The organism is Kitasatospora sp. NBC_01302 (assembly GCF_035976515.1).
In the GTDB taxonomy this organism is placed as follows: domain Bacteria; phylum Actinomycetota; class Actinomycetes; order Streptomycetales; family Streptomycetaceae; genus Kitasatospora.
The window spans coordinates 7,344,389-7,367,526 of sequence record NZ_CP108404.1; the positions used below are offsets into that span (position 1 = coordinate 7,344,389).

Consider the following 23,138-nt stretch of genomic DNA (forward strand, 5'->3'; position numbering starts at 1 on the left):
GCGGCCGGTACGCCCTGCGCGCCGTGCCACCGCCGGGGACAGGGCGGTGGCACGGCGCGCGCGGGAAGCGGTGGCTCAGTACTCGCTCGGACGGCGGCGGCGCAGCGCGAGCGCCCCCACGCCGAGGCCGCCGACCAGCAGCGCCGCGCCGGTGACCGCGCTGCCGCTGTTCAGCGCCGCGAAGCCGCCGCCGGTGTGCACACCACCGTGCGGGCGGCGGCCGTCCTCGTCGCGGCCCTTGTCCTGGTCCTTGTCCTTGTCCCTGCCGTCGTCCCAGCGCTTGTCGCGGTCCTTGTCGCGGTCGTCGCCGCGCTTGTCGTCGCCCTTCTTGTCATCGCCCTTCTGGTAGCCGTCCTGCGCCTTCTTCGCGTCATCGGTGGTGGAGGTCGACGAGGTCGCCGGCCGGCTGCCGTGGCCGGCGGGGTCGGCGAAGGCGACGGCGGGGGCGGCCAGGCTCAGCGCGGCGGCGGAGAGGGTGGCAGCGGCCAGGTGACATACACGACGCATGGTTGAGTTCCCTTCGCACACGACGGACGGGCCGACAGGCCGTCGACCAGGGGAACATCCGGGGGTGCATGCTCCACCGTCCGCTGCGCCCGGTGACCGTGCCACCACACAGCGTGCGAACGTGTGACGGTCGGTTCGCAGCGTCGGTTCGCCGCTCACTGTGGGTGAGGCCGGGCGGGTGCATCCTGGAGGTGAGTGCTGGAGGTGACGGTGATGACACACACGCTGGTCGGTTGGCACATCGAGCTGGAGTTCACCGAGCAGGAGAGCCACACCAGGGCGGCCGCCCTGGTCAGACTGCCGGACGGACGGGAGCTGCGGGCGCACGGCGACACCAGTCGCCACCCCGCCGACCCGGAGCAGTTGCGGGTGGGTGAGGAGGTGGCCGCCGCCCGGGCCTTGCAGGACCTGGCCCGGCAGCTGCTGGAGAAGGCGCACGGGGAGATCGACGAACTCGGGCCGGTGCCGAGCTATCCGCTGATGTGAGGCGGGGTGCGGCAGCCGGGGTGAGGGGCGGGCGCGGCGGCGCGGCTCTGTTCTGTACCTGACGAATCAACATGGACATGACGGGGTACGGTCTCCGCTTGTGAGATCTCACCGCATCCGTCCGGTGGCGGCCCTCGCCACCGTGTTGCTCGCATTCGCCGCCGCGCTGCTCGCCCCTGCCGGCGCGGCCTGGGCCGGCACCGTCCACAACGGTGCCAGCCAGCCCGTCTACTCCTACGCCAACGCCGTCCGGGAGACCGTCTGGGTCGACACCGGTCTGGACGGGGAGGGCGACGGCCACCGGGACCGGGTGGCCGCCGACATCATCCGCCCCAAGGAGCCGGCGGCGGCCGGCCAGAAGATACCCGTGATCATGGATGCCAGCCCGTACTACAAATGCTGCGGGCGCGGCAACGAGGACCAGGTCAAGACCTATGACGCGCAGGGCCGTCCGGTCCAGTTCCCGCTCTACTACGACAACTACTTCGTCCCGCGCGGCTACGCGGTGGTGCTGGTCGACCTGGCGGGCACCAACCGCTCGGACGGCTGCGTGGACGTCGGCGGCACCTCGGACGTGACCAGCGCGAAGGCCGTGATCGACTGGCTGAACGGGCGGGCCACCGGCTACAGCGCCCGCACCGGCGGCAGCGCGGTCAAGGCCGGCTGGGCCAACGGCTCGGTCGGCATGATCGGCAAGTCCTGGGACGGAACCATCGCCAACGGCGTGGCGGCCACCGGGGTCGCCGGCCTCAAGACGATCGTGCCGATCTCCGCGATCAGCTCGTGGTACGACTACTACCGCTCCCAGGGCGCCCCGCTCTACGGCGGCACCCCCGCGGACCTGTCCAGCCTGGTCGAGGATCCGGGGACCACCAGCACCTGTGCCGCCGAGCAGTCCACGCTCGCCGACGGCGCCCCCTACGACGGCGACTGGACGCCGCTGTGGCAGCAGCGCGACTACGTGGCCGACGCGGCCAAGGTGAAGGCCAGCGTCTTCGTGGTGCACGGGATGCAGGACCTCAACGTACGGACCGTCAACTTCGGGCAGTGGTGGGACGCGCTGGCCGCGAACGGGGTGCAGCGCAAGATCTGGCTCTCCCAGACCGGGCACGTCGACCCGTTCGACTACCGGCGCAGCGCCTGGGTGGACACCCTGCACAGCTGGTTCGACCACTACCTGATGGGCGTGGACAACGGGATCCAGAACGCGCCGATGGCCGACGTCGAGCGGGCCCCCGACCAGTGGTCCACCGATGCGACCTGGCCCGCGCCCGGCACCGTGCAGAGCACCGTGCACCTCAACCCCGGCACGCTGGGCGGCTCCTCGAACAGCGGGACGGTCTCCTTCACCGACGACCCGAGTCAGGACGAGAACGCCTGGGCGGCCCAGGTCGACCAGGTCACCCCGGACAAGACGGCCTTCACCACCGGGGCGCTCACCAAGGACCTGCGGCTGTCGGGCAGCGGCTCGGTGAGCCTGACGGTGACGTCGAGCACCAGCAGTGCCCATCTCAGCGCGGTGCTGGTGGACCTCGGTCCGGCCACCATCCGCAACTACCAGGCCGACGGGGCGGGCATCAAGACGCTGACCACCCGCTCCTGCTGGGGCCAGAGCACGGCCGGTGACAGCGCCTGCTTCCTGGACACGGCCGCGGACACCAGCCAGGTCGACGCGACCGTCTTCAGCCGGGGTTGGGCGGACCTGGGGCACTACGCGGGGCTGGACCACACGGTCGCGCTCACGCCCGGCACGCCGTACCGGATGACCGTGCAACTGGCGGCCACCGACCACGTGGTGCCGGCCGGGCACCGGCTGGCGCTGATCGTGGCGGGCACCGACAACGGGCTGATCGACCCGCCGGACACCCAGCCGACCCTGAGCGTCGACCTGGCCGACTCCTCGCTGCAGCTGCCGCTGGTCGGCGGCGCCGCGCACCTGCCGGTCGGCAAGGCGCCGACGGTCCGTGCCGCGGTCGTGCCGCCGGCGCAGCGTCAGGCGCCGCACGCAAGGGCGGACTTCCGCTAGCTGCCCGGTGGGCGGCGCCCTGAACCACAGGGCGCCGCCCACCGGTTCACCAGAGCGGGGCGACCCGTTCGCCGGTGCCGGCCCGATGGACGGCGATCGCCTCCATCGGGCACAGCTCGGCGGCGTCGGTGACCTCCGCCAGCGCGTCGGAGCGCGGCCGGCGCGGGCGGGCCCGGCCGTCCGGGCCGAGTTCGAGGTCGGCGGGGGCGGTGGCGGCGCACAGTCCGGTGCCCACGCAGCGGGCCCGGTCCACCGAGACCACCACCTCCTGCCCGGCGCTCACCAGGTCACCGGCAGGGACTGCGGGCTGCGGGTGAGCAGGCCGGTGCGCCAGGCGAGCTGCTCGACCGGCACCGCCAGCCGCAGTCCGGGCAGCCGCCGGGCCAGGCGGTGCAGGGCCAGCTCCAGCTCCATCCGGGCCAGCCAGGCGCCCAGGCAGTGGTGCGGCCCGGCGCCGAAGGTCAGGTGCGGCGTGGCCGGCGGCTCGAACAGGCTCGTGCGCCAGTCGCCGGGATAGGTCTCGGGGTCGTGATTGGCGGCGAAGGTGTCGGCGGCCACCACGTCGCCGGCCGAGATCAGCACCCCGCCGATCTCGACGTCCGCGACCGCCCGGCGCAGCAGGCCCGGCGTGACGTTGCGGTCGCCGAGCGGCACCGCGCGCAGCAGTTGTTCGGCCACCGCGCCGGCCCGCTCCTCGCTGTCCGCCAGTGCGTGCCAGGCCGTGCGGTTCTCGTCGAGCAGGTACACCAGCGCGTTGCCGAGCGAGGTGATGGTGGTCTCGTGACCGGCCACCACCAGTCCGACGACCAGGGTGACGATCTGCGGCTCCGTCACCTCGCCGTCCTGGTCGGCCGCCTGGACCAGCGAACTCACCAGGTCGTCGGTCGGCTTGCCGCGGCGCTCGGCCACCAGCTGCCCGGCGAACTCGCCGAACTCCCGCATCGCCGTCATGACCTCCTGCGGGGTGTAGGCGCTGGTCGACAGGGCCTGGTCGCTCCAGCGGGAGAGCCGCTCGAAGTCGACCCCGTCCAGGCCCATCAGGCGGCTGATCACCGCGACCGGCAGCGGCCTGCCGACGGCGGCGACCAGGTCCACCGGGCGCTCGGCGGTGCTCAGCGCGTCGAGCAGTTCCTCCACCACCGAGGCCACCCAGGGCCGCCACCGGGCGATCGCCCGGGGCGTGAAGGCCCGCTGCACGGTGCGGCGCAGGCGCTGGTGCTCGGGGCCGTCCAGGTTGAGCAGGCCGTCCGGGGCGTCCGTCAGGTTCGGGTACGGGGTCAGCAGGGGTGCGTTCGGGGCGTAGAGCTCGGCACGGCCCAGCCGCGGGTCGGTGAGCACCTGGCGGACGTCGGCGTGCCGGCGCACCATCCAGACCGGGGTGCCGGTGAGCAGTTCGGTGCGGGTGGGCGGTCCGGGTTCCATGGCGCGCAGGCAGTGCAGGGGGACCAGCGGGAGGGCGGCGGGCGTGTCACGGTGGTCGGGAGTCACGGCAACCTCCAGGCGTCAGCGGCTCGCTACCGACGGTAAGGGGTCGTGCTCGGGTCAACCAGGGGGCGTGCAAGCCCACTTAGGGCGCACTGCGGTGTGTGCAGGGGCGCGGACCGGGCGCGCGCCCGCGGGCCTCCTGCTTGCCGGGTCCCCCGGCCGGGCGCATCGTGGAGGAAGGGCTCAGGAACGAGGTGTCCAGTGGCCTGGAAGCAGGCTGGCGCGCCGGACGGGCGTCCCGGGCCGGACGAGGCGGCGGGCGCGGTGATCCGGACGGCGGCGCTGACCAAGGTCTACCCCAAGAGCGAGGTCGCCGCCGTGGACCGGCTCGACCTGGTGGTGAACCGGGGTGAGCTGTTCGGCCTGCTCGGCCCCAACGGCGCGGGCAAGACCACCACCGTCGGCATGCTCACCACCCGGGTGGTCCCGACCTCGGGCGGGGCCTGGATCGGCGGGATCGACGTGATCGGCCGCCCGACGCTGGTCAAGCAGGTCATCGCGGTCGTCTCACAGCAGAACACGCTGGACCGCTCGCTGACCGTGCGGGAGAACCTCGTCTTCCACGGGCTGCTCTTCGGCCTGGCGGGCCGCGCTGCCCGGCGCACCGCGGACGAGCTGCTGGAGCGCTTCCACCTCGGCCGCTGGGCCGACGCCTCGGTCTTCGCGCTCTCCGGCGGCATGGCCCAGCGGCTGATGGTGGCCCGGGCGATCTACCACCGCCCCGCCGTGCTCTTCCTGGACGAGCCGACCGCCGGGCTGGACCCGCAGAGCCGGCTCGCGCTCTGGGAGATCCTGGCCGAGCTGATCGCCGAGGGCCAGACCATCCTGCTCACCACCCACAACATGGACGAGGCCGACCAGCTCTGCGACCGGGTGGCGATCATCGACCACGGCCGGGTGCTGGCCCTGGACACCCCGGCCGCGCTCAAGCAGGCGGTGGACGCCGACACCGTGGTCACCGTGTCGGCCGCGGGGGAGCCGGCCGCGCTGGCCGAGCTGCTCAGTCGCGAGGTGGGCGGGGTCAACCGGGCCCGGCTGCTGCCCGGCGGGGTGGAGCTCCAGGTCAAGGGCGGCGCCAACCGGCTGCTGCCCCGGGTGCTGGGCGCGGCCGAGGCCGGCGGCTTCGAGGTGGCCGACCTGTCGGTGGCCGAGCCCACGCTGGAGACCGTCTTCATCAGCCTGACCGGGAAGGAACTGCGGGACTGATGACCACCACGACCCTGCCCATGATCAGCGTCCGTCCGCCGCGCTCGGCCTTCGCCGCCTCCCGGGCGGCGCTCGGTGCCCTGATCAAACGCGACCTGCTGGTGCTGCGCAAGAACTTCGGCGAGTTCGCCGGCCGGACCGTCATGCAGCCGCTGCTGCTGGTCTTCGTCTTCCTGTACGTCTTCCCGACCATCGGACAGGGAGTGGGCTCGGGCGGTGGCCGCAGCGGGGAGTCCGACTTCGCCACCGTGCTGGTGCCCGGGGTGGTCGCGGTGACCATCATGTTCCAGGGCATCCAGTCGGTGGCGATCCAGCTCTCCCAGGAGTTCGGCTACACCCGGGAGATCGAGGACCGGGTGCAGGCACCCTGCCCGCTCTGGCTGGTCGCGGTGGCCCGGGTGCTCTCCGGCTCGGCCCAGGGGCTGATCTCGGCGGTGCTGGTCTTCCCGATCGCGGCCGTGGTGCACGCGCCGGGGGTGCACGCGCACCTGTCGGTGCACTGGTGGGTGGTGATCACCCTGATCCCGCTGGCCTGCCTGGCGATGACCTCGCTCGGGCTGGTGCTCGGCACCACCTTCGAACCGCGCAACATCGGTCTGATGTTCGGCTTCATCGTGCTGCCGCTGGTCTTCCTCGGCGGCACCTACTACCAGTGGACCAAGCTGGGGGCCGTGCAGGTCGGCGGGTTCCCCTGGCTGCAGACCCTGGTGCTGGTCAACCCGCTGATCTACATCGCCGAGGGCATGCGGGCGGGGCTGACCGACGCCTCGCACCTGCAGCTGTACGTGGTCTACCCGGTGCTGATCGCGTTCTGCGTGATCTTCCTGAGCCTGGGGCTGCGCAACTTCCGGCGCCGGGTGCTCTCCTGAAGCGCCGGGGCCCGGCCACCGTGCGGTGGCCGGGCCCCGGGGAAACGGCTCCGGGCGGGCTACTGCGCGCCGAACCGCTCGCGCCAGGCCGCCAGGTCCTCGTCCGTGATCTTGGCGAAGAGCACCGGCGGGATGGTGAAGCCGGTTCCGGCCGCGACGAAGTCCAGCTCGGCGGCCTGCTCGGCCGTCACCCACAGCGGGTCGCCGGCCTCGGCACCTGCGAAGGCCGAGCGCATCACGGCGCTGGTGCCCGGGATGAAGGGCGCCGAGATGACCCCGTACAGGTGGATCAGGTTCATCGCGGTGCGCAGCGTGAGCGCGGCGCCGGCCTCGTTGGTCTTGATCTCCAGCCAGGGGGCCTTGGTCTCCAGGTAGACGTTGCCCGCGCTCCACAGCGCACGCAGCGCCTGGGACGCCTTGCGGAACTGCAGGGTGTCCAGGTGGTTCTGGTACTCGGCCAGCAGACCCGCGATCTCCGCACCCAGCGCCCGCTCGGCCTCGCCCGGCGCCTCGCCCGCCGGGACGGTGTCGCCGAAGCGCTTGAGCGAGAAGGAGAGCACCCGGTTGACGAAGTTGCCCAGGGTGTCGGCCAGGTCCTTGTTGACCGTGGCGGCGAAGATCTCCCAGCTGAAGCTGGTGTCGTCGGACTCCGGGGCGTTGGCCATCAGGAAGTAGCGCCAGTAGTCGGCCGGCAGCAGTTCGAGCGCGGCGTTGGTGAAGATGCCGTGCTGCTGGCTGGTGGAGAACTTGCCGCCGTAGTAGTTCAGCCAGTTGAAGGCCTTGACGTAGTCGACCTTCTTCCACGGCGCCCGGGTGCCGATGATGGTGGCCGGGAACATCACGGTGTGGAACGGGACGTTGTCCTTGGCCATGAACTCGGTGTAGCGCACGTCGTCGGCCTCGTACCACCAGGACTTCCAGTCGCGGTTGGCCGGGTCGGCGTCGGACCACTCCTTGGTGGCGCCGATGTACTCGATCGGGGCGTCGAACCAGACGTAGAAGACCTTGCCCTCGGCGGCGAGCGCGGGCCAGGTGTCGGCCGGCACCGGCACGCCCCAGTCCAGGTCGCGGGTGATGGCCCGGTCGTTGAGGCCCTCGGTCAGCCACTTGCGGGCGATCGAGGAGGCCAGCGTCGGCCAGTCCTTGCCGTGCTCGTCGATCCAGGCCTCGACCTCGCCGGCCAGCTTGGACTGCAGCAGGAAGAGGTGGGTGGTCTCGCGGACCTCCAGCTCGGTGGAGCCGCTGACCGCCGAGCGCGGGTTGATCAGGTCGGTCGGGTCCAGCAGGCGGGTGCAGTTCTCGCACTGGTCGCCGCGGGCCTTGTCGTAGCCGCAGTGCGGGCAGGTGCCCTCGATGTAGCGGTCCGGCAGGAAGCGGCCGTCGGCGATCGAGTAGACCTGCCGGATCGCGCGCTCCTCGATGAAGCCGTTGGCCTTCAGCTCGCGGGCGAACTCCTGGGTGATCTCCCGGTTCTGCTGCGAGGAGCTGCGGCCGAAGTAGTCGAAGGAGAGCTCGAATCCGTCGTAGATCGCCTTCTGCGCGTCGTGCTGGGCGGCGCAGAAGTCCGCCACCGACTGGCCGGCGGCCTTGGCGGCCAGCTCGGCCGGCGTGCCGTGCTCGTCGGTCGCGCAGATGTAGAGCACCTCGTGGCCGCGCTGGCGCAGGTACCGGGAGTAGACGTCCGCCGGGAGCATGGACCCCACCATGTTCCCCAGGTGCTTGATCCCGTTGATATAGGGAAGCGCGCTGGTGATCAGGTGTCGAGCCATCCTGGGATGCTCCCGTTCATGTTGGTGGTAGAGCGAAACTGTGCTGCCAGTCTATCGGCCCGCAACGGGCCGCCCGTACTGCTTTACGGCCGGTCCGGTGGATCGCCGGGCGGCTGCCGGACCGCTTCAGGCGGCGTCGGGCGGCCCGGCGTAGCCGTGCTCCAGGGCGAGCGAGACCAGCGCCGCGGCGTCCTCGCGGTCGAGGCCGGCGGCGCGGGCCCGGCGGACCCAGGCGGTGAGGTCGGCGCTCAGCGCGGAGTCGGCGGTGCGGCGCGGGTCCGGCAGCGAGCGGCGGATGAAGGTGCCCACCCCGCGGCGCCCCTCGGCCAGTCCCTCGCGTTCGAGTTCGCGGTAGGCCTTGAGGACGGTGTTCGGGTTGATCGCGGTGGCCTCGACCACCTCGCGCGCGGTGGGCAGTTTGTCGCCCGCGTGCAGCAGCCCCAGCCGCAGGGCCCGCTTGGTCTGCTGCACGATCTGCAGGTAGGCGGCCACGCCGCTGCGCCGGTCGATGAGGTACTCGATCATCGGATCGCCAAATCACTAGGAATATAGTGAAAGTCTGCCCCGCCGCGCGGACGACCGTCAAACGCGTCGGGGCGGGGCGGACCCGGCGGCCTCAGGGCTGCGGCACGTTCGGCGCGTTCGGACCGGTCCAGCTGTAGATGTAGTGCGACTGGCCGTCCTTGAACGAGTGGTACGGCGACGGGTTGACGTCCATGCACTGGTTGGCGTCGTCCTGCGCGTTCTGCGCCACCGCGGCGGTCGGCATCGCGGTGGGTGCGGGCGGCGCGGCGGCCGGGCTCGCCGCGTTGCCGCCGCCGGGCGCGCCGCTCGGCCAACTGGTGCCGCTGGTCCAGTCGGTGCCGACCAGCAGGGTCAGATGGGCCGACGCGGTGGACTCGCTCAGCACGCTGTCGGGCAGGCCGAGGGAGGCTGCCACGGCCTTGGCCTGTGCCTGCTCGGCGGCCGGATAGAGCAGCTTGGTGGGCGACTTGGGTGCGGTCCTGGGGTCCAGCGTGGCGTGCGTGTAGCCCTGCGCGGTGAGCGCGTCGCTGATCGCGGTGCTGCGGCCGGAGGCGCCGCTGGCGTTCTGCACCGTGACCCGCACGGCGGACTTCTCCACCGGCGCGGCCGGCGCGGAGGGCGACGGGGCGGGCGCGCTGGTCGCCGCCACCGGCGCGCTGCTGGTGGCGGGGTCGGCCGGCGCCGCGGTGGGCGGCGGGGCGTTGCGGTCGAGCGGGACGTCGGCCGCGATCATCTGGAAGAGCTTGAACGAGTCGGGCGTGGTCACCACGAAGGCGGCGTCGGGGTTGGCCGGGTTGTCCTGGTAGACGGTCGGCGCCGTCACCGTGGTGATCCGGTTGGTGGGCACCTTGTTGAGATCCAGCGCCAGCGAGGCCAGCGCGTTCACCGAACCGAGGCCGTTGTCGACGGTCAGCGCCTTGGTGGCCGCCTGGGCGAGGTCGTTGAGCTTCAGCGGGTTGGCGAGGGTCTTGGCCGACTTCAGCTCGCGGATCATCGAGTTGATGTAGAGGTGCTGGGCCTGGGCGCGTCCGAGGTCGGTGCCGTCGCCGAAGGCGTGCCGGGTGCGCAGCCACTCCAGCGCCTGCTCGCCCTTGATCGAGTGGGTGCCGGCCGGCAGCTCCAGGTGGGAGCCGACCTGGTGGAAGACGCCCTCCTTGTCCGTGGAGGGCTGGTAGTCCATCACGTTCTCTTTGGTGCAGACGTCGACGCCGCCGATGGCGTCGGCCATGTTCACCACGCCCGCGAAGTCGACCATCATGTAGTGGTCGATGTGGATCTTGGTGAGCTTCTCCCAGGTGTCCACCACGCAGCCCGCGTCCCCGACGTTGAGGCTGTCGGTGATGATGTCGTGCTTGGCCTTGGTGACCGCTTTGGTGGTCGGATTGGTGCAGGCCGGGATGTCCGCCTGGGTGTCGCGCGGGATGCTCATGATGGAGGCGTTGCTGCGGTCGGCCGACAGGTGGACCAGCATCTCCGTGTCGGCGTGCGGGGCGCTGCCGTCGCAGGAGCCGCCGAGCTTGCAGTCGTCCGCGCTGGTCCGGCCGTCCGAGCCGATCATCAGGATGTTGAGCGGGGTCTGGCCGGCCGCGTTCGGCTTGGACTCGGGGGCGAGCGCCGAGCCGCCGTTGTTGAGCGCGCCCTTGCGGATGTTGGAGTTGAGCTCCTGGACGTAGAGGTAGCCGCCGCCGACACTGGCCACCACCACGAAGCCCACGCCCATCGCCGTGTACTTGAGGATCCGCTTGCGCTTGGCGGCCTTGGTGAGCTTGCCGCCGGCCGCGCCGCGGCGCGCGGCGGCCCGGCCGCCCGCCGGCGGGGTGCCGGGGGCGCCGGCGTCCGGGCCGGCCGCGCTCTGGGTTCCGGTGCGGCGGCCCGGGCCCGCTTTCGCGGCCTTGCGGGCGGCGGCGCGGCCACCGGCGGGCTGGGGAGCTCCGGCAGGGCTTCCCGTCGGACCAGGACCACCGTCCGGCCCGAACTGCCCCTCGCCCGGATTTCCGCCCTCGGTAGGGCCGTTGCCGTCGAACGTCATGCGGTTGACCACCAAGCTCTGGCTGTGCCAGGTCCTCCCCCTGGGCGCTTGGCGGGAGACTATATCAATTTGAGATCATCGGTTTAATGCGGGCCGAGTGTGGTGAAGGCGGCCGCTGCTGAGCGGTCATCAGTGGTGACTCAGAGAACTCGGAGCACGGCCTTGCCCGGGATGCCGTGCTGTTTGGCCGCGAACGCCTCCCGCGCCTGCGCCAGCGGGAAGACCGCTCCGACCTGGGGCTTGAGCAGCCCGGCGGCGGTCTGACGGGCCAGCTCGGCGAGTTGGCCGCGGTCGGGCTCGACGATGAAGAAGGCGCTGCGGCCGGCCTCGGGCGCGACCGGCGGCGGGGCGGTGACCGAGACCAGTACGCCGCCGGGCCGCACCAGCTGGGCGGAGGCGGCCAGCAGCTCGCCGCCGATGGTGTCGAAGACCAGGTCCACCTGGCCCGCCGTGGCGGCCAGCGGGTCCTGCTCCAGGTCGACGAACTGCTCCGCGCCCAGCTCCTTGGCCAGCGCCGCCGCCTTGCCGCGGCCGGAGGCGATCACCTGGGCGCCCGCCCGGTGGGCGAGCTGGACGGCCAGGCTCCCGGTGCCGCCGGCCGCGCCGTGCACCAGGACCCGCTGCCCGGCCGCCAGCCCGCCGTGGGTGAACAGGCCCTGCCAGGCCGTCAGTCCGGCCAGCGGCAGGGCGGCGGCCGTGCTGAAGTCGACCGCATCGGGCAGCGCAGCCAGGCTGCGGGCCTCGATCGCGATGAACTCCGCCGCCGCCCCGTCGCGGTGCCAGTCGCCGAGCCCGTAGACGCGCTCGCCGACGGAGAAGCCGGTGCTGCCGTAACGGACTTCGGCGACGACCCCGGCCACCTCGTGGGCCGGCACGGTGGGGGTGCGGTCGCGCCCGGCACGGTCCACCCAGCTGCCCGGCCAGTGCAGCTCGTCCGGGACGAAGCTGGCCGCGTGCACCCGCACCAGCACATCGCCGGTGGCGGGTACGGGGGTTGGGGCGTCCTCCAGGACGAGGGAGTCGTGGTCGCCGGGCTGGTGGATCCGTACTGCCTTCATGGGCGGCGGTCCTTTCCGCTACTGCGTGGTCAGTTGGGAAGCCGTGCCCAACTTCTCATCCGCGCCGAATGAAATCAAACCTGACGGTCTGTTATCTGAACGGTGTATCGGCGCGAATGTGACGCAGTGTCAGAAAGCTTGCGGGTGAAGGCGTTCGCGGTCAGGAGCCGAGCGCGGTGAGCACCGTGTCGGTGCTGCCGATCTCGCCGAGCCGCGGGAAGATCCGGGTGAAGCTGTGCAGGTGCGACTCGGCGCTCATGTCGGTGGTGGCGTCCTCGACGAAGGTCAGGTGGTAGCCGTGCTCCCAGGCCGCCCGCGCGGTGGACTCCACGCCGATGCTGGTGGCGATGCCGGCCAGCACGACCTGGGTCACCCCGCGCCGGCGCAGCTGGAGGTCCAGCTCGGTGCCGGTGAAGGCGCCCCACTGGCGCTTGGTGATGACGATGTCGTGCTCGCCGGTGGTCAGCTCGGCCGGGAACTCGGCGAAGTTCGTGGGCCAGGAGCCGCCGCGCGGGGTGGCCTGCAGGGTGCGCTGCGGCGGCAGGTCGCCGCCGTCGGCGGAGAAGGTGACCCGGACCAGGACCACGGGCAGGCCCTTGGCGCGGAAGGCGTCGGCCAGCCGGACGCCGCGGGCCAGGATCTCCGGGCCCGGGGTGACGGTGGGTGCGCCGAGGATGCCCTGCTGGAGGTCGATCAGCACCAGCGCGGTGCTGGGGTCGATGGTCAGTTCGGGTGAGAAGGCGATCTCGGACATGGGAGCGGGTTCCTTTGTTCTGGGGGGGAGGGCTGCCTGTGTTCTGGGGGGAGGGCTGCCTGATGGAGGGCGTGGCGCTCAGTCGGTCGCCAGGCGGCGCAGCAGGCCGGCGGCCTCGTGCAGGGTCTGCTGCTCGGCCGGGTCGAGCCGGGTGGCGATCAGCTCCACCAGCCGGCCGCGGCCGGCGGCCCGGCGCTCGCGCAGCAGCGTCCGGGCCGGCTCGGTGAGCGAGATCAGCAGCTGCCGGCCGTCCTCGGGGTGCGGGGTGCGCTCGATCAGCCCCTCGGCGAGCAGGGCGCCGACGGTGGCCAGCATGGACTGCGGCCGGACCTGCTCGGCCCGGGCCAGCTCGGCCGCCGTCCGGGGCCCCTCGCGCTCCAGCCGCTTGAGAGCGGCCTCCTGGGAGAGCGTGAGGCCGCTCGTCGAGGCCTCCGCGCGCAGCCGGCGCACCAGCAGGCCCAGGGAGAGGGCCAGCTCCTCGGCGGTCTCCTGCAGCTGCTGCGGTGCGCCCTGCTGGCCCTGCTGGTGCTGCTGCTGGTCCTGCGCGTCATCCGGCACAGCGGTACTCCCTGGATCGACAGGCAGACTGATGAGGAAAGCTTAGCAGTCTGCCTGTCGATCCAGGGGGCGATCCGCCAGTGGTCCGGTCGGCGGCCCTGCCGGTGGCCCGGTCAGCCGGGGAGTCCGGTCTCCAGTGCGAGCAGCTCGGCGACGCTCTGGCGGCGGCGGATCAGCCGGGTCTCGGCCCCGTCGACCAGCACCTCCGGGATCAGCGGGCGCGAGTTGTAGGTGGAGGACATGCTCGCGCCGTACGCCCCGGTGTCGTGGAAGACCACCAGGTCGCCGATCTCGGCGCGCGGCAGCAGCACCGACTCGACCTCACCGCCCGCGGTCTGGGTGAACACGTCGCCGGACTCGCAGAGCGGCCCGGCCAGCACCGTCTCGCGGGCCGGCGCGATCCGCGGCGTGCCGTCCGGCGCCAGCACCGAGATGCGGTGGCTGCTGCCGTACATGGCGGGCCGCATCAGGTCGTTGAAGCCGGCGTCGACCAGCACGAAGTGGTTGCTGCCGACCGGCTTCTGTGCCCGCACCTCGCTGAGCAGCACCCCGGCGCGGGCCACCAGGAAGCGGCCCGGCTCGATCTCCAGCCGCACGGGGTGGCCCAGTTCGCGCACCAGCTCCTGGCGGGCCGCGTCCCAGATCCGGAAGTACCGCTCGGTGTCGACCTCCGGCTGCCCGGGCGCGTAGGGCACCGAGAGGCCGCCGCCGGCCGAGATCGCCCGCACGTCCCGCCCGCAGAGCCGGACCTGCTTGACCATCGTCTCGCAGACCGCCTCCAGGTGGCCGTAGTCCACGCCCGAGCCGATGTGCATGTGCAGGCCGACCAGGTCGAGGCCGTGACGGTCGACCAACTCCAGGCTCTCGGCGAGGTGTTCGTGCCAGATGCCGTGCTTGCTGTGCTCGCCGCCGGTGTTGGTCTTGCGGCTGTGGCCGTGCCCGAAGCCCGGGTTGATCCGGATCCAGACCCGGTGGCCCGGGCTGGCCGCACCCAGCTGGTCGAGCATCTGCGGCGAGCCGGCGTTGACCGGGACGCCCAGTTCGACCACCCGGCGCAGCGTGGGCCGGTCCAGCAGGTCGGCGGTCAGGACGACCGGCTCGTCCGGGCCCGCGACCTCGTACCCCGCGGCCAGTGCCCGCTCCAACTCGCCCTGGGAGACGGCGTCCACCAGGACGCCCTCGGCCCGCATCAGCCGCAGGACGTGCGTGTTGGAGCAGGCCTTCTGGGCGAACCGGATCACGTCGAAGCTGCGCAGCCGGGCGATCTGGGCGCGGATGTGCCCGGCGTCGTAGACCCAGGCCGGGGTGCCGTGCTCGGCGGCGGTGCGGGCCAGCCGGGCGCCGTCGAGGGCGGGGGAGGTGGTCACTCGGTGTCCTTCGCACAATTCGTGGCGCGGGCTGGTGAATTTCGGATCCGGAAAATGTCCGCGGATCCGAAAACCCTACTGCGGGCGGGCCTTGGAGGGAAAAGCGCAAAAGAAATTCCCGAGTGGCGCGGAATCGGCGGACAAATGCGGTCGCGGGCTTCGGGGGCCGAGAAATATTGCGGCGGGTGGGGCGGGGCGGGCGGCTGACGTGGACGGGATCTGCGTGGCTGGTGAGGGTGTTGTGAGCATGACTGGCGGAACGTGCGATATGCCGGATTAGTCACCTCATGGGCCTTGCTGCGTTCCTGACATCGGCTTACCTTCTGGCGCATGCCCGCACCCCTCATCTCCATCGTCCTGCCCGCCTATGACCTGCAAGGACAGCTCGCCGACTGCCTGGACTCGATCCTCGAGCAGTCCTTCGGCGGCTTCGAGGTCATCGTGGTGACGGACCCCTCGCCCGACTGCCCGAGCCGGGTCCCGCACGCGGCGCAGGACGGGCGGGTGTCGGTGCTGCGGCTGAACGCCACGGTGGGCGTGGGCCGCAGCCGCAATGCGGGGGCGGCGCGCGCCACCGGGCGTTATCTGCTCTTCCTGGACAGCGACCACGTGCTCGATCCCGGGGCACTGCTGGCCCTGGCCGAAAAGGTGAGCGCGGCGGATCCGCAGGTGCTGCTCTTCGGCCACACCCGGCTGCACGCCGGGCAGGTCTGGCCGGGCGGCGCCGCCGCCCTGCTGGGCTCGGTCCAGGAAGCGGCCGGGGCAGGCTGCTTCCGGGTGGCCGACCACCCCGAACTGCTCGGCGCGCCCGCCCAGGTCTGGGACCGGCTGATCAGCCGCCGGCTCTGGGAGGACGAGGAGCTGGCCTTCCCCGAGGGCGAGTACGAGGAGGTGCCGGTGGCCTACCAGGCGCTGCTGGCGGCCGAGCGGGTCGCGGTGCTGGACCGGGACCTGGTGCAGATCCGGCGCCGCCACACCGTGCACCCCACCGGGTCGCCCGGCAGCAGCACCTTCGACCTCTTCGACCAGTACGAGCGCAGCTTCGAACTGCTCGACCGGCGCCCGGAGCACGAGGTGCTGCGGCCCCACCTGTTCGGCCGGATGATCCGGCACTACCTCTTCGTCTTCGACCTGGCGGGCTGTGTCACCCGGGCGGCCCGGCCGCGGTTCTTCCACCGGGCCGCCGAGCACTACCAGCGCTACCTGCCGGCGGGCTTCAAGCGCCCGGGCGGGCGCGCGGGGCTGAAGTTCTCGTTGCTGGCGGGCGGCGTGTACAGCGCGTTCGAGGTGGCGAAGCTGTCGCAGATCGCGCGAACGGCGGTCACAGGGAAGGGCGGGCGGGGGTAGCGCTGCGAAGGGCGGGCGGGGGTAGCGCTGCGAAGGGCGGCTGGGGGTAGTTCCGCGAAGGGCGGCCGGGGCAGCCGCTCAGGGGGGAGCAGCGCCCGGGCTCAGTCGAAGGTCCAGCGGGTCGGCGAGCCGGTGAAGTCGGCGTCGGTCAGGCCGAAGACCGAGCCCGGCCGGACCCGGATGGTCGCGTTCACCGCCGGGTCCAGGAACTCCGGGCCGTAGCTGGTCCGGTACTTCGCGTTGAGCGCGGCCAGGAACGCGGCGACGTCGACCGGCGCTGCCATCACCTCCGCGACCCCGTCGAGCACCACCGGCTGGTGGGGGTTGTCGGTGGTGAGCACGCAGTCGGGGCGGTCGGCCAGGTTGCGGTACTTGCGCGAGCGCCGGCTGCTGCTGAACCAGAGCGCGCCCCGCAGCCAGACGCCCCACACCGGCATGCTGTGCGGGCGGCCGTCCGGGCGCACCGTGCAGACCCAGTAGTCGTGCGAGTCGGTCAGCCGCCGCTCGGCCCAGGACCAGGGCAGCAGGCCGCTGCCCTGGTCCGCGCCCAGGATGCCGTAGCCCGGCATGTGCGGCCGGGCCGCGTGCGGCGGCCTCGCCGCCGAGTCGTCGGACACCGCGGTCAGCTGTCGCCCATCGCGGCGGCGGCCCGCTGGGCCATCTCCTGCGGCGGGACGTCCTCGATGTGGGTGGCCACGTTCCAGCGGTGGCCGAAGGGGTCCTCGAAGGTGCCGGCGCGGTCGCCGTAGAACTGGTCGGTGACCGGCCGCAGCTCGACGGCGCCGGCCTCCAGCGCCTTGGCGAAGACGGCGTCCACGTCCTCGACGTACACGTGGAGCGTGACCGGCGAGCCGCCGATCCTCTTCGGCCCGCGCGAGCCGACCTCCGGGTACTCGTCGGAGAGCATGATCACCGAGTCGCCGAGCGCGAGTTCGGCGTGGCCGACCCGTCCGTCGGGGCCGGTCAGCACGCCGCCGCGCTTCTGGGCGCCGAGCACCGAGACGTAGAACTCGATCGCCGCCGCGGCGCCGTCGACGCTCAGGTAGGGCACAACGCGCGGGTAGTCGTCCGGCACGGGCTTCACGGTGGTCATCGGCGGCCTCCGGCTGAGGTGGTGGGGTGCTGGCGGTCAGCCTGGCACGGGGTGCCCGGCCGCCGGGGCAGCCGCGCGGCCGGGCGGCGGGGGCGTCCACCGGGTGGGTCAGGGCCGTGCCCGCGCGCGTCGTGGCGCGGGCGGCTCTTTCCGGTGGCGGGCTCGTTAGATTGGAGAGCAGGGGTCCCCATGGCCGGGGCCCGCGGACCGGCGCCGGAGAGCGGGTGGACCTGATGGCGGTGCCTGACGACGCCGAGCAGAGCCCGGTCGGAGCGGTCGGCTGGGTCACCGTCTCGATCCCGGCGGACGGGCCGGGCGAGGTGCTGCTGCCGGTGCGCGGGGGCAGCGAGGCGTTCGCGGCCTGGGCCGATGTGCCGATCGCGCGGAACACGCAGGTCATGGTCGTGGAGCGGATATCGGCGAGGTCGGTACTGGTGGTGCTGTTCCCTCGTACATAGGACGTTCGTGAGGAGTTCGCGATGTTGTTCTGGCACGTGCCGGCGCCCAACGAGGCGCTGTTGATCTCCGGTTCCAAGCGCCAGGCCCAGGACACCCAGTTCCGGATCGTCACCGGGCACGGCAGCTTCGTGATGCCGATCAAGCAGAAGGCCAGGATCCTCTCGCTGGCGCTGCGCGAGGCGGAGATCGCCGAGGACTGCGTGACCCAGCAGGGCATCCGGCTCACCGTCCGGGCCGTCACCGTCTTCAAGGTCGGCGACGACTCGGTCTCGATCGCGAACGCGGCCCGCCGGTTCCTGGCCGAGCAGGCGCGGATGGAGGAGCTGGTCGGGCGGATCTTCGCGGGCCATCTGCGGTCCATCATCGGCGGCCTGACGGTGGAACAGATCATCCGCGAGCGCGACCGGGTGGCCCAGGAGGTCAAGGCCGGCAGCCACAACGAGATGGAGAAGCTCGGCATCGTGGTCGACGCCCTGCAGATCCAGGAGATCGAGGACGCCACCGGCTACGTGACCAACCTGGCCGCCCCGCACGCCGCCGCCGTCGCCAGTCAGGCCCGGATCGCGCAGGCCAGGGCCGACCAGGAGGCCGCCGAGCGCGAGCAGGAGGCGATGGCCCTCAAGGCGCAGTACGAGCGGGACACCGCGATCAAGCGGGCCGGCTTCGTGGCCGAGACCGAGCAGGCCAACGCCCGCGCCGCGCAGGCCGGACCGCTGGCCCAGGCGAAGGCCTCGCAGGAGGTCATCGCCGAGCAGACCGCACTGGCGCAGCGCCAGGCGGAGCTGGCCGCCCAGCGCCTGGAGGCCGAGGTGCGCCGCCCGGCCGACGCGGAGGCCTACCGGCTGCGCGCGCTGGCCGAGGCGCAGCGCGACCGGGCGAAGTTCGAGGCCGAGGGCGAGGCCTACCGGCGCACCACGCTGGCCACCGCCGAGGCCCAGGCGGCGCGGGTGCAGGCGGACGGCGCCGCGTACGCGGAGCGGACCACCGCCGAGGCGCAGGCCGCCGCCAACTCCGTGCGGGCCGACTCGCTGCGCGACGGCGCGCAGGAGCTGATCGCGGCCAACCGGGTGGTGGAGAACCTGCCGGCGCTGGTGGAGGCGGCGGCCCAGGGCATCTCGGGCTCGAACCTGACCATCCTCAACGGCAGCGAGGGCGTCAGCCAGGTCGCCGCCGGGATCGTGGGGCAGGGGCTGGCGATCCTGGACGTGCTGAAGCGCGCGACGCCCAAGGGGTCGCCGGAGCCCCAGGCAGCGCAGCCGTCGCAGCCGTCGCAGGCATCCCAGGCGTCCCAGGCCTCGCAGGTGGTGGAGGTCCGCGAGGAGGGCCGGCCGGGGGCGGTGGAGCGGCCGTCGCAGGGCTGAGCCGTTGCCGTTGCCGGTCGGGCGCGGGCCGGAGCACGCTGGTGGTGGGCACCGCCGTCGGGTGGTGCCCGGCCAGGGAGGTGCCAGATGCGCAACTACCGGCTGGACAACCAGTGGGACATCGAGCTGAGCTTCGAGGAGGACGGCACCAGGACGGCCTGCTCGGCCCGGCTGGCCGGTGAGCGCGCCCCCGCCCTGCACGGCCAGGGTGCGGCACTACGCCAGACGAGTGATAGGCCCGACTACCGGATCGGCGAGGAGCTCGCCGCCTCCCGCGCGCTGCACGCGCTGGCCCGGCAGCTGCGGGCCCGGGCCGACGGCGAGATCGGCGCGGCGGACCACTGGCCCGCCGACGCGGGCCACTGACCAGCACGGCAGCGGGTGATCTGCACCGATGCGCGAACGAACGGGGCTCAGACGCGGCCCGACCCCCGACGGGCCGGTGCCGCGCGCGGCCACCGGGCTGGGCGGCGGGTCCGTCCGGCAGGACCTCAGCGGCCCGCTGCGCGGGTTGATCGGCGGACAGTGCCTGGGCCAGGCGGGCGACGGGCTGGCCCAGATCGCCTTCGCCCAGTTCGTCCTCTTCGACGTGGGCCGCGGCGCCACGCCCGGCCGGATCGCCCTCGTGCTGGCGGTGACGCTGCTGCCGTTCAGCCTGCTGGGGCCGTTCGCCGGGGTGCTGCTGGACCGGTTCGACCGGCGCCGCACGCTGGTCGTGGTCTCGGTGCTGCGCGCGGTGCTGGTGCTGGCCGGCGCGGTGATCGTGGCGCAGCGGTGGACCCCGGCGGCGTACGTGGCGACCCTGCTGCTGCTCTCCTCCTCCCGCCTCGTGCTCACCGCCAAGGGGGCCGCGCTGCCGCGCACCGTGCCCCGGGAGCGGCTGGTGCCGGCCAACGCGCTCTCCGCGCTGGCCGGATCGGCCTCGGCGTTCCTCGGCGCGGTCGGCGGTTCGCAGTTCGTGGGGTGGTCGGCGGCGGCCGGGTTCATGGCGGCGGGCCTGCTGTACGTGGCGGCCGCCCTGGTCTTCGCGCCGCTGCCCTACCTGGGCGGGCGGGGCGCCGGCGCCGGGGCGGAGCGCGTGCTGGTGCGGCTGCGCCGGGTGGCGGTGGACCTCTGGGACGGCGTGAAGGTGGCCGGCGGCAGCACCGCGATCCGGCGGCCCCTGCTGGCGGTGGCCACCCACCGGCTGCTGCTCGGGGCCGGCTTCGTGCTGCTGGTGCTGGTCGCCGACTCGCAGTACGGGCTGAAGGCCTCCGGGTACGGGATCGCGCTGGCCGTCACCGGGGTCGCCACCTTCGCGGCGAGCGCGGCGGCGCCGCCGCTGGCCGCCCGCTACGGGGCCCGCGCGCTGCTGCCGGCGGCCTTCCTGCCGGCCGCCGCGGCGGCCTACGTCGGTGGGCTGCTGCCCTCGATCTGGGTGCTGGTGCCGTGCGTGGGGGTGGCGGCCTTCGCCTTCCAGGTGCTCAAGGTCTGCACCGACGCGCTGGTCGGCGGTGCGACGCCCGATGCGGCGCGCGGCCGGGTCTTCGCGATCTACGACATGCTCTACAACGTCTCGTTCGTGCTCGCCGGCCTGGTGATGGTGCCCTGGTGGCAGTCCGGGCACCAGCGGGCGCTGCTCTGGTGGGTGGCGGCCGGCTTCACCGCCGGGTGGGTGGTGTTCGGGGCGGTCGAACAGGGCTGGCGGCCCCGTGAGCGGCTGGCGCACCGGCTGACCGGCGGACGGCAGCGGCGGGCGAAGCCGCCGGGCCGCTACCGGGGACGGCTCGGCGCCCTCGCCGTCGGCATGCTGCCCGCGCTCGCCTTTCCCGCGCCCGCCTGGTGGTGGCTGGCCTGGTTCGCGCTGGTGCCGCTGACCCTGGTGGTCCGTGCCGCGCCGACCCGGCGCGAGGGCGTGCTGCGGGCCTGGTGGGGCCTGGCGGGCTTCGAGATGGCCACCCAGTACTGGCTGGTGCCCGACATCGGCCCCGCGCTCGCGCTGGCGGGCGTGCTGCTCGGTGCCCTCTGGCTGCCCTGGGGCTGGGCCGTGCACCGGCTGCTGGCCGCTCCGCTGACCGGCCGGCGCACGGTGGCGGCGCTGGTGGTGGTCCCCAGTGCCTGGCTCTGCGCGGAGGGCGCGCGGTCCTGGCAGAGCCTGGGCGGGCCGTGGGCGCTGCTGGGGGCCACCCAATGGAACCAGCCCGAGATGCTCTCCACCGCGGCGCTGGGCGGGGTCTGGCTCACCGGGTTCCTGGTGGCCGTGGTGAACACGGCGCTGGCGGTGGTGCTGATCCAGCGTCGGCTGCGGCTGCGGGTCGCGGCGTTGATCACGGCCGCCGGGTGCCTGGCGGCCGGGCCGCTCTGGTCGGCGGTGCGCCCGGGGCTGCCGGTGACCGGCAGCGTGCCGGTGGCCGTGGTGCAGCCCGGGGTGGCCACCCCCGCCGAGCAGCAGGCCTTCGAGGTCGCGGCGACCGGCCGGCTCGCCGCGCAGCACCCGGCCCTGGTGGTGTGGGGGGAGAGCTCGCTGGCGGACAACGTGAACAGCGGCGTGTCCTCGAACGCTTCGCTCGCCGCGCTCGCCCGTACCGTGGGCGGCGACCTGCTGGTCAACGGCGACGCGCCGGCGGCCGACGGCTCGGGCTTCTACAAGCAGTCGCTGCTCATCGGCCCCGGCGGCGTGCTGGGCACGTACGCGAAGATCCGGCTGGTCCCGTTCGGCGAGTACATCCCGTTCCGGTCGGCGCTGGGCTGGCTGACCGGCATCAGCAAGGCGGCGCCGACCAACGTGCTGCGCGGCGACCGGACGGTGGTCATGCAGGCCGGGCCGGTCGGCTTCGGACCGCTGATCTGCTACGAGTCGACCTTCCCCGACATGGCCAGGACCGAGGTCGCGCACGGCGCCCGGCTGCTGGTGTACCAGACCAGCACGTCCACCTTCCAGGGCAGTTGGGCCCAGCCCCAGCACGCCTCACTGGCCGCGGTGCGCGCCGTGGAGACCGGCCGCCCCGCGGTCCAGGTCGGCCTGACCGGCGACAGCGCGGTCTTCGACGCGCACGGCCACCTGCTGGCCTGGCACGGCGACGGCTACCGCGGCGCCTTCGTGACCCAGGTCCCGCTGGTCTCGGGCACCACCCCGTACCAGCGCACGGGCGACTGGATGCTCGCCGTGGCCTTCACGGTGCTGGCGGGCGCGGTGACGGCGGCGGGCCTGGGGCGGGGGCGGCCGTGACGCAGGCGCCCCACGCCCGTGGCTCCCTGCCTACTCCCCGGGGTGCTGGAAGGCGGCGAGGAGTTGCTGGGCCGCCAGGGTCGCGGTGAGGGTGCCTTCGCGGACCTGGCGTTCCAGCGCGGGGGTCAGGCGGCGGACCCCGGGGTGTTCGTGGAGCTGGGCGTAGAGCTGGTCGTGCACCATGGCCCAGGTCCAGGCGACCTGCTGGTCGCGCCGCTTGGCGGTGAGCGCGCCGGTGGCCTCCAGCAGCTCGCGGTGCTGGGTGAGGCGCTCCCAGAGTTCGTCCAGGCCGGTGCCGTCCAGGCCGCTGCAGGTGAGCACCGGGGGCGTCCAGACGGCGTCCGGGGCCTGGAGCAGGCGCAGGGCGCCGGCCAGTTCGCGGGCGGCGGCCCTGGCGTCGCGGTCGTGCGGGCCGTCGGCCTTGTTGACCGCGATCAGGTCGGCCAGCTCCAGCACGCCCTTCTTTATGCCCTGGAGCTGGTCGCCGGTGCGGGCCAGGGTGAGCAGCAGGAAGGAGTCGACCATGCCCGCCACCGTGGTCTCGGACTGGCCGACGCCGACCGTCTCGACCAGCACCACGTCGTAGCCGGCCGCCTCCATCACCACCATCGACTCGCGGGTGGCGCGGGCCACCCCGCCGAGCGTGCCGGAGGTGGGGGAGGGGCGGACGAAGGCGTTCGGGTCGGCGGAGAGTTTCTCCATCCGGGTCTTGTCGCCCAGGATCGAGCCGCCGGTCCTGCTGGAGGTCGGGTCGACGGCGAGCACCGCCACCTTGTGGCCGCGCCCGGTCAGCCGGGTGCCGAGACCCTCGATGAAGGTCGACTTGCCGACACCGGGCACGCCGGTGATGCCGACCCGCACCGCCCTGCCGGAGTGCGGCAGCAGGTCGACCAGCAGGCGCTGGGCGAGCTCGCGGTGGTCGGGCCGGGTGGATTCGACCAGGGTGATGGCCCGCGCGATCCAGGCGCGCGAGCCGTCGAGCACACCCTGCCGGTACTGGTCGAGGTCGATCGTGCGGGCCATCGGTCAGC

21 protein-coding genes and 1 pseudogene are annotated in these 23,138 nt (G+C 73.1%); 9 read left to right on the forward strand and 13 right to left on the reverse strand.

What is annotated here, in order from left to right; translation table 11 throughout:
* Positions 1 to 75 precede the first annotated feature (75 nt).
* Complete coding sequence (locus tag OG294_RS32210) at positions 76 to 507, reverse strand: hypothetical protein (RefSeq protein ID WP_327070078.1); 432 nt, start codon at positions 505 to 507, stop codon at positions 76 to 78.
* Positions 508 to 720: 213 nt separating this feature from the next.
* On the opposite strand from OG294_RS32210, the gene OG294_RS32215 reads away from it, so the two are divergent.
* Complete coding sequence (locus tag OG294_RS32215; protein ID WP_327070079.1) at positions 721 to 993, forward strand: DUF1876 domain-containing protein; 273 nt, start codon at positions 721 to 723, stop codon at positions 991 to 993.
* Positions 994 to 1,093: 100 nt separating this feature from the next.
* Complete coding sequence (locus OG294_RS32220; RefSeq protein ID WP_327070080.1) at positions 1,094 to 3,019, forward strand: Xaa-Pro dipeptidyl-peptidase; 1,926 nt, start codon at positions 1,094 to 1,096, stop codon at positions 3,017 to 3,019.
* 46 nt (positions 3,020 to 3,065) lie between these two features.
* Here OG294_RS32220 and OG294_RS32225 read toward each other — a convergent pair whose 3' ends face one another.
* Both OG294_RS32225 and OG294_RS32230 read right to left on the reverse strand, forming a co-directional pair.
* Positions 3,066 to 3,302 carry a ferredoxin gene (locus tag OG294_RS32225; protein WP_327070081.1) on the reverse strand — a complete coding sequence of 79 codons (237 nt, stop codon included), beginning with the start codon at positions 3,300 to 3,302 and terminating at the stop codon, positions 3,066 to 3,068.
* Positions 3,299 to 4,507 carry a cytochrome P450 gene (locus OG294_RS32230; RefSeq protein WP_442789258.1) on the reverse strand — a complete coding sequence of 403 codons (1,209 nt, stop codon included), beginning with the start codon at positions 4,505 to 4,507 and terminating at the stop codon, positions 3,299 to 3,301. The genes OG294_RS32225 and OG294_RS32230 overlap by 4 nt, the downstream gene beginning before the upstream one ends.
* Before the next feature lie 198 nt (positions 4,508 to 4,705).
* Between OG294_RS32230 and OG294_RS32235 the strand changes: the two genes are divergently transcribed.
* Both OG294_RS32235 and OG294_RS32240 read left to right on the forward strand, forming a co-directional pair.
* A complete protein-coding gene (locus tag OG294_RS32235) occupies positions 4,706 to 5,710 on the forward strand; it encodes an ATP-binding cassette domain-containing protein (RefSeq protein WP_327070082.1) in 1,005 nt (334 codons plus the stop codon).
* Complete coding sequence (locus tag OG294_RS32240; protein ID WP_327070083.1) at positions 5,710 to 6,579, forward strand: ABC transporter permease; 870 nt, start codon at positions 5,710 to 5,712, stop codon at positions 6,577 to 6,579. Before OG294_RS32235 ends, OG294_RS32240 begins: the two co-directional genes overlap by 1 nt.
* Positions 6,580 to 6,638: 59 nt before the next feature.
* Here OG294_RS32240 and metG read toward each other — a convergent pair.
* From metG to lysA, 7 genes and pseudogenes are all read right to left on the reverse strand, one after another.
* Positions 6,639 to 8,369: pseudogene (gene metG / locus OG294_RS32245) on the reverse strand (methionine--tRNA ligase); the annotation flags it as partial.
* Positions 8,370 to 8,474: 105 nt separating this feature from the next.
* The gene (locus tag OG294_RS32250; RefSeq protein WP_327070084.1) at positions 8,475 to 8,873 is read right to left on the reverse strand and encodes a GntR family transcriptional regulator; all 399 of its coding nucleotides are present in this window, start codon (positions 8,871 to 8,873) and stop codon (positions 8,475 to 8,477) included.
* 91 nt (positions 8,874 to 8,964) lie between these two features.
* Positions 8,965 to 10,902, reverse strand: a complete 1,938-nt coding sequence (locus OG294_RS32255; protein WP_327070085.1) for an LCP family protein — start codon at positions 10,900 to 10,902, stop codon at positions 8,965 to 8,967.
* Positions 10,903 to 11,042: 140 nt separating this feature from the next.
* A complete protein-coding gene (locus tag OG294_RS32260; RefSeq protein ID WP_327070086.1) occupies positions 11,043 to 11,960 on the reverse strand; it encodes an NADP-dependent oxidoreductase in 918 nt (305 codons plus the stop codon).
* 160 nt (positions 11,961 to 12,120) lie between these two features.
* Positions 12,121 to 12,714 carry a hydrolase gene (locus OG294_RS32265; RefSeq protein WP_327070087.1) on the reverse strand — a complete coding sequence of 198 codons (594 nt, stop codon included), beginning with the start codon at positions 12,712 to 12,714 and terminating at the stop codon, positions 12,121 to 12,123.
* Positions 12,715 to 12,792: 78 nt separating this feature from the next.
* Entirely contained in the window at positions 12,793 to 13,272 is a 480-nt protein-coding gene (locus OG294_RS32270; RefSeq protein ID WP_327070088.1) for a MarR family winged helix-turn-helix transcriptional regulator, read from the reverse strand.
* A 113-nt stretch (positions 13,273 to 13,385) separates the two neighbouring features.
* Positions 13,386 to 14,639 (reverse strand): diaminopimelate decarboxylase, encoded by a 1,254-nt coding sequence (gene lysA / locus OG294_RS32275; protein ID WP_327070089.1) that lies wholly within the window; start codon positions 14,637 to 14,639, stop codon positions 13,386 to 13,388.
* Positions 14,640 to 14,969: 330 nt separating this feature from the next.
* Between lysA and OG294_RS32280 the strand changes: the two genes are divergently transcribed.
* Entirely contained in the window at positions 14,970 to 15,986 is a 1,017-nt protein-coding gene (locus tag OG294_RS32280) for a glycosyltransferase family 2 protein (protein ID WP_327070090.1), read from the forward strand.
* Positions 15,987 to 16,087: 101 nt separating this feature from the next.
* Here OG294_RS32280 and OG294_RS32285 read toward each other — a convergent pair whose 3' ends face one another.
* Positions 16,088 to 16,603, reverse strand: coding sequence for a pyridoxamine 5'-phosphate oxidase family protein (locus tag OG294_RS32285; RefSeq protein WP_327070091.1), 516 nt, complete (start codon positions 16,601 to 16,603; stop codon positions 16,088 to 16,090).
* Positions 16,604 to 16,608: 5 nt separating this feature from the next.
* A complete protein-coding gene (locus OG294_RS32290; RefSeq protein WP_327070092.1) occupies positions 16,609 to 17,079 on the reverse strand; it encodes a VOC family protein in 471 nt (156 codons plus the stop codon).
* A 233-nt stretch (positions 17,080 to 17,312) separates the two neighbouring features.
* On the opposite strand from OG294_RS32290, the gene OG294_RS32295 reads away from it, so the two are divergent.
* The 4 genes from OG294_RS32295 (at position 17,313) to lnt (ending at position 22,107) form a co-directional block, all read left to right on the forward strand.
* Positions 17,313 to 17,537, forward strand: coding sequence for a hypothetical protein (locus OG294_RS32295; protein ID WP_327070093.1), 225 nt, complete (start codon positions 17,313 to 17,315; stop codon positions 17,535 to 17,537).
* A 21-nt stretch (positions 17,538 to 17,558) separates the two neighbouring features.
* Positions 17,559 to 18,899: an SPFH domain-containing protein gene (locus OG294_RS32300; protein ID WP_327070094.1), complete on the forward strand. Its 1,341-nt coding sequence runs from the start codon at positions 17,559 to 17,561 to the stop codon at positions 18,897 to 18,899.
* 87 nt (positions 18,900 to 18,986) lie between these two features.
* Positions 18,987 to 19,265, forward strand: a complete 279-nt coding sequence (locus tag OG294_RS32305) for a dsRBD fold-containing protein (RefSeq protein WP_327070095.1) — start codon at positions 18,987 to 18,989, stop codon at positions 19,263 to 19,265.
* Positions 19,266 to 19,293: 28 nt separating this feature from the next.
* Positions 19,294 to 22,107, forward strand: coding sequence for an apolipoprotein N-acyltransferase (lnt, locus tag OG294_RS32310; RefSeq protein WP_327070096.1), 2,814 nt, complete (start codon positions 19,294 to 19,296; stop codon positions 22,105 to 22,107).
* Positions 22,108 to 22,137: 30 nt separating this feature from the next.
* Here lnt and meaB read toward each other — a convergent pair whose 3' ends face one another.
* Positions 22,138 to 23,130, reverse strand: coding sequence for a methylmalonyl Co-A mutase-associated GTPase MeaB (meaB, locus tag OG294_RS32315; RefSeq protein ID WP_327070097.1), 993 nt, complete (start codon positions 23,128 to 23,130; stop codon positions 22,138 to 22,140).
* Between the last annotated feature and the right edge of the window lie 8 nt (positions 23,131 to 23,138).

What these genes read in the sequence shown, in the direction of transcription:
- OG294_RS32210 (WP_327070078.1), bottom strand. Translation starts at nt 507, where the DNA reads ATGCGTCGTGTATGTCACCTGGCCGCTGCCACCCTCTCCGCCGCCGCG.
- OG294_RS32215 (WP_327070079.1), top strand. Translation starts at nt 721, where the DNA reads ATGACACACACGCTGGTCGGTTGGCACATCGAGCTGGAGTTCACCGAG.
- OG294_RS32240 (WP_327070083.1), top strand. Translation starts at nt 5,710, where the DNA reads ATGACCACCACGACCCTGCCCATGATCAGCGTCCGTCCGCCGCGCTCG.
- OG294_RS32250 (WP_327070084.1), bottom strand. Translation starts at nt 8,873, where the DNA reads ATGATCGAGTACCTCATCGACCGGCGCAGCGGCGTGGCCGCCTACCTG.
- OG294_RS32255 (WP_327070085.1), bottom strand. Translation starts at nt 10,902, where the DNA reads ATGACGTTCGACGGCAACGGCCCTACCGAGGGCGGAAATCCGGGCGAG.
- OG294_RS32260 (WP_327070086.1), bottom strand. Translation starts at nt 11,960, where the DNA reads ATGAAGGCAGTACGGATCCACCAGCCCGGCGACCACGACTCCCTCGTC.
- OG294_RS32265 (WP_327070087.1), bottom strand. Translation starts at nt 12,714, where the DNA reads ATGTCCGAGATCGCCTTCTCACCCGAACTGACCATCGACCCCAGCACC.
- OG294_RS32280 (WP_327070090.1), top strand. Translation starts at nt 14,970, where the DNA reads ATGCCCGCACCCCTCATCTCCATCGTCCTGCCCGCCTATGACCTGCAA.
- OG294_RS32290 (WP_327070092.1), bottom strand. Translation starts at nt 17,079, where the DNA reads ATGACCACCGTGAAGCCCGTGCCGGACGACTACCCGCGCGTTGTGCCC.
- OG294_RS32295 (WP_327070093.1), top strand. Translation starts at nt 17,313, where the DNA reads ATGGCGGTGCCTGACGACGCCGAGCAGAGCCCGGTCGGAGCGGTCGGC.
- OG294_RS32300 (WP_327070094.1), top strand. Translation starts at nt 17,559, where the DNA reads ATGTTGTTCTGGCACGTGCCGGCGCCCAACGAGGCGCTGTTGATCTCC.
- OG294_RS32305 (WP_327070095.1), top strand. Translation starts at nt 18,987, where the DNA reads ATGCGCAACTACCGGCTGGACAACCAGTGGGACATCGAGCTGAGCTTC.
- lnt (WP_327070096.1), top strand. Translation starts at nt 19,294, where the DNA reads ATGCGCGAACGAACGGGGCTCAGACGCGGCCCGACCCCCGACGGGCCG.
- meaB (WP_327070097.1), bottom strand. Translation starts at nt 23,130, where the DNA reads ATGGCCCGCACGATCGACCTCGACCAGTACCGGCAGGGTGTGCTCGAC.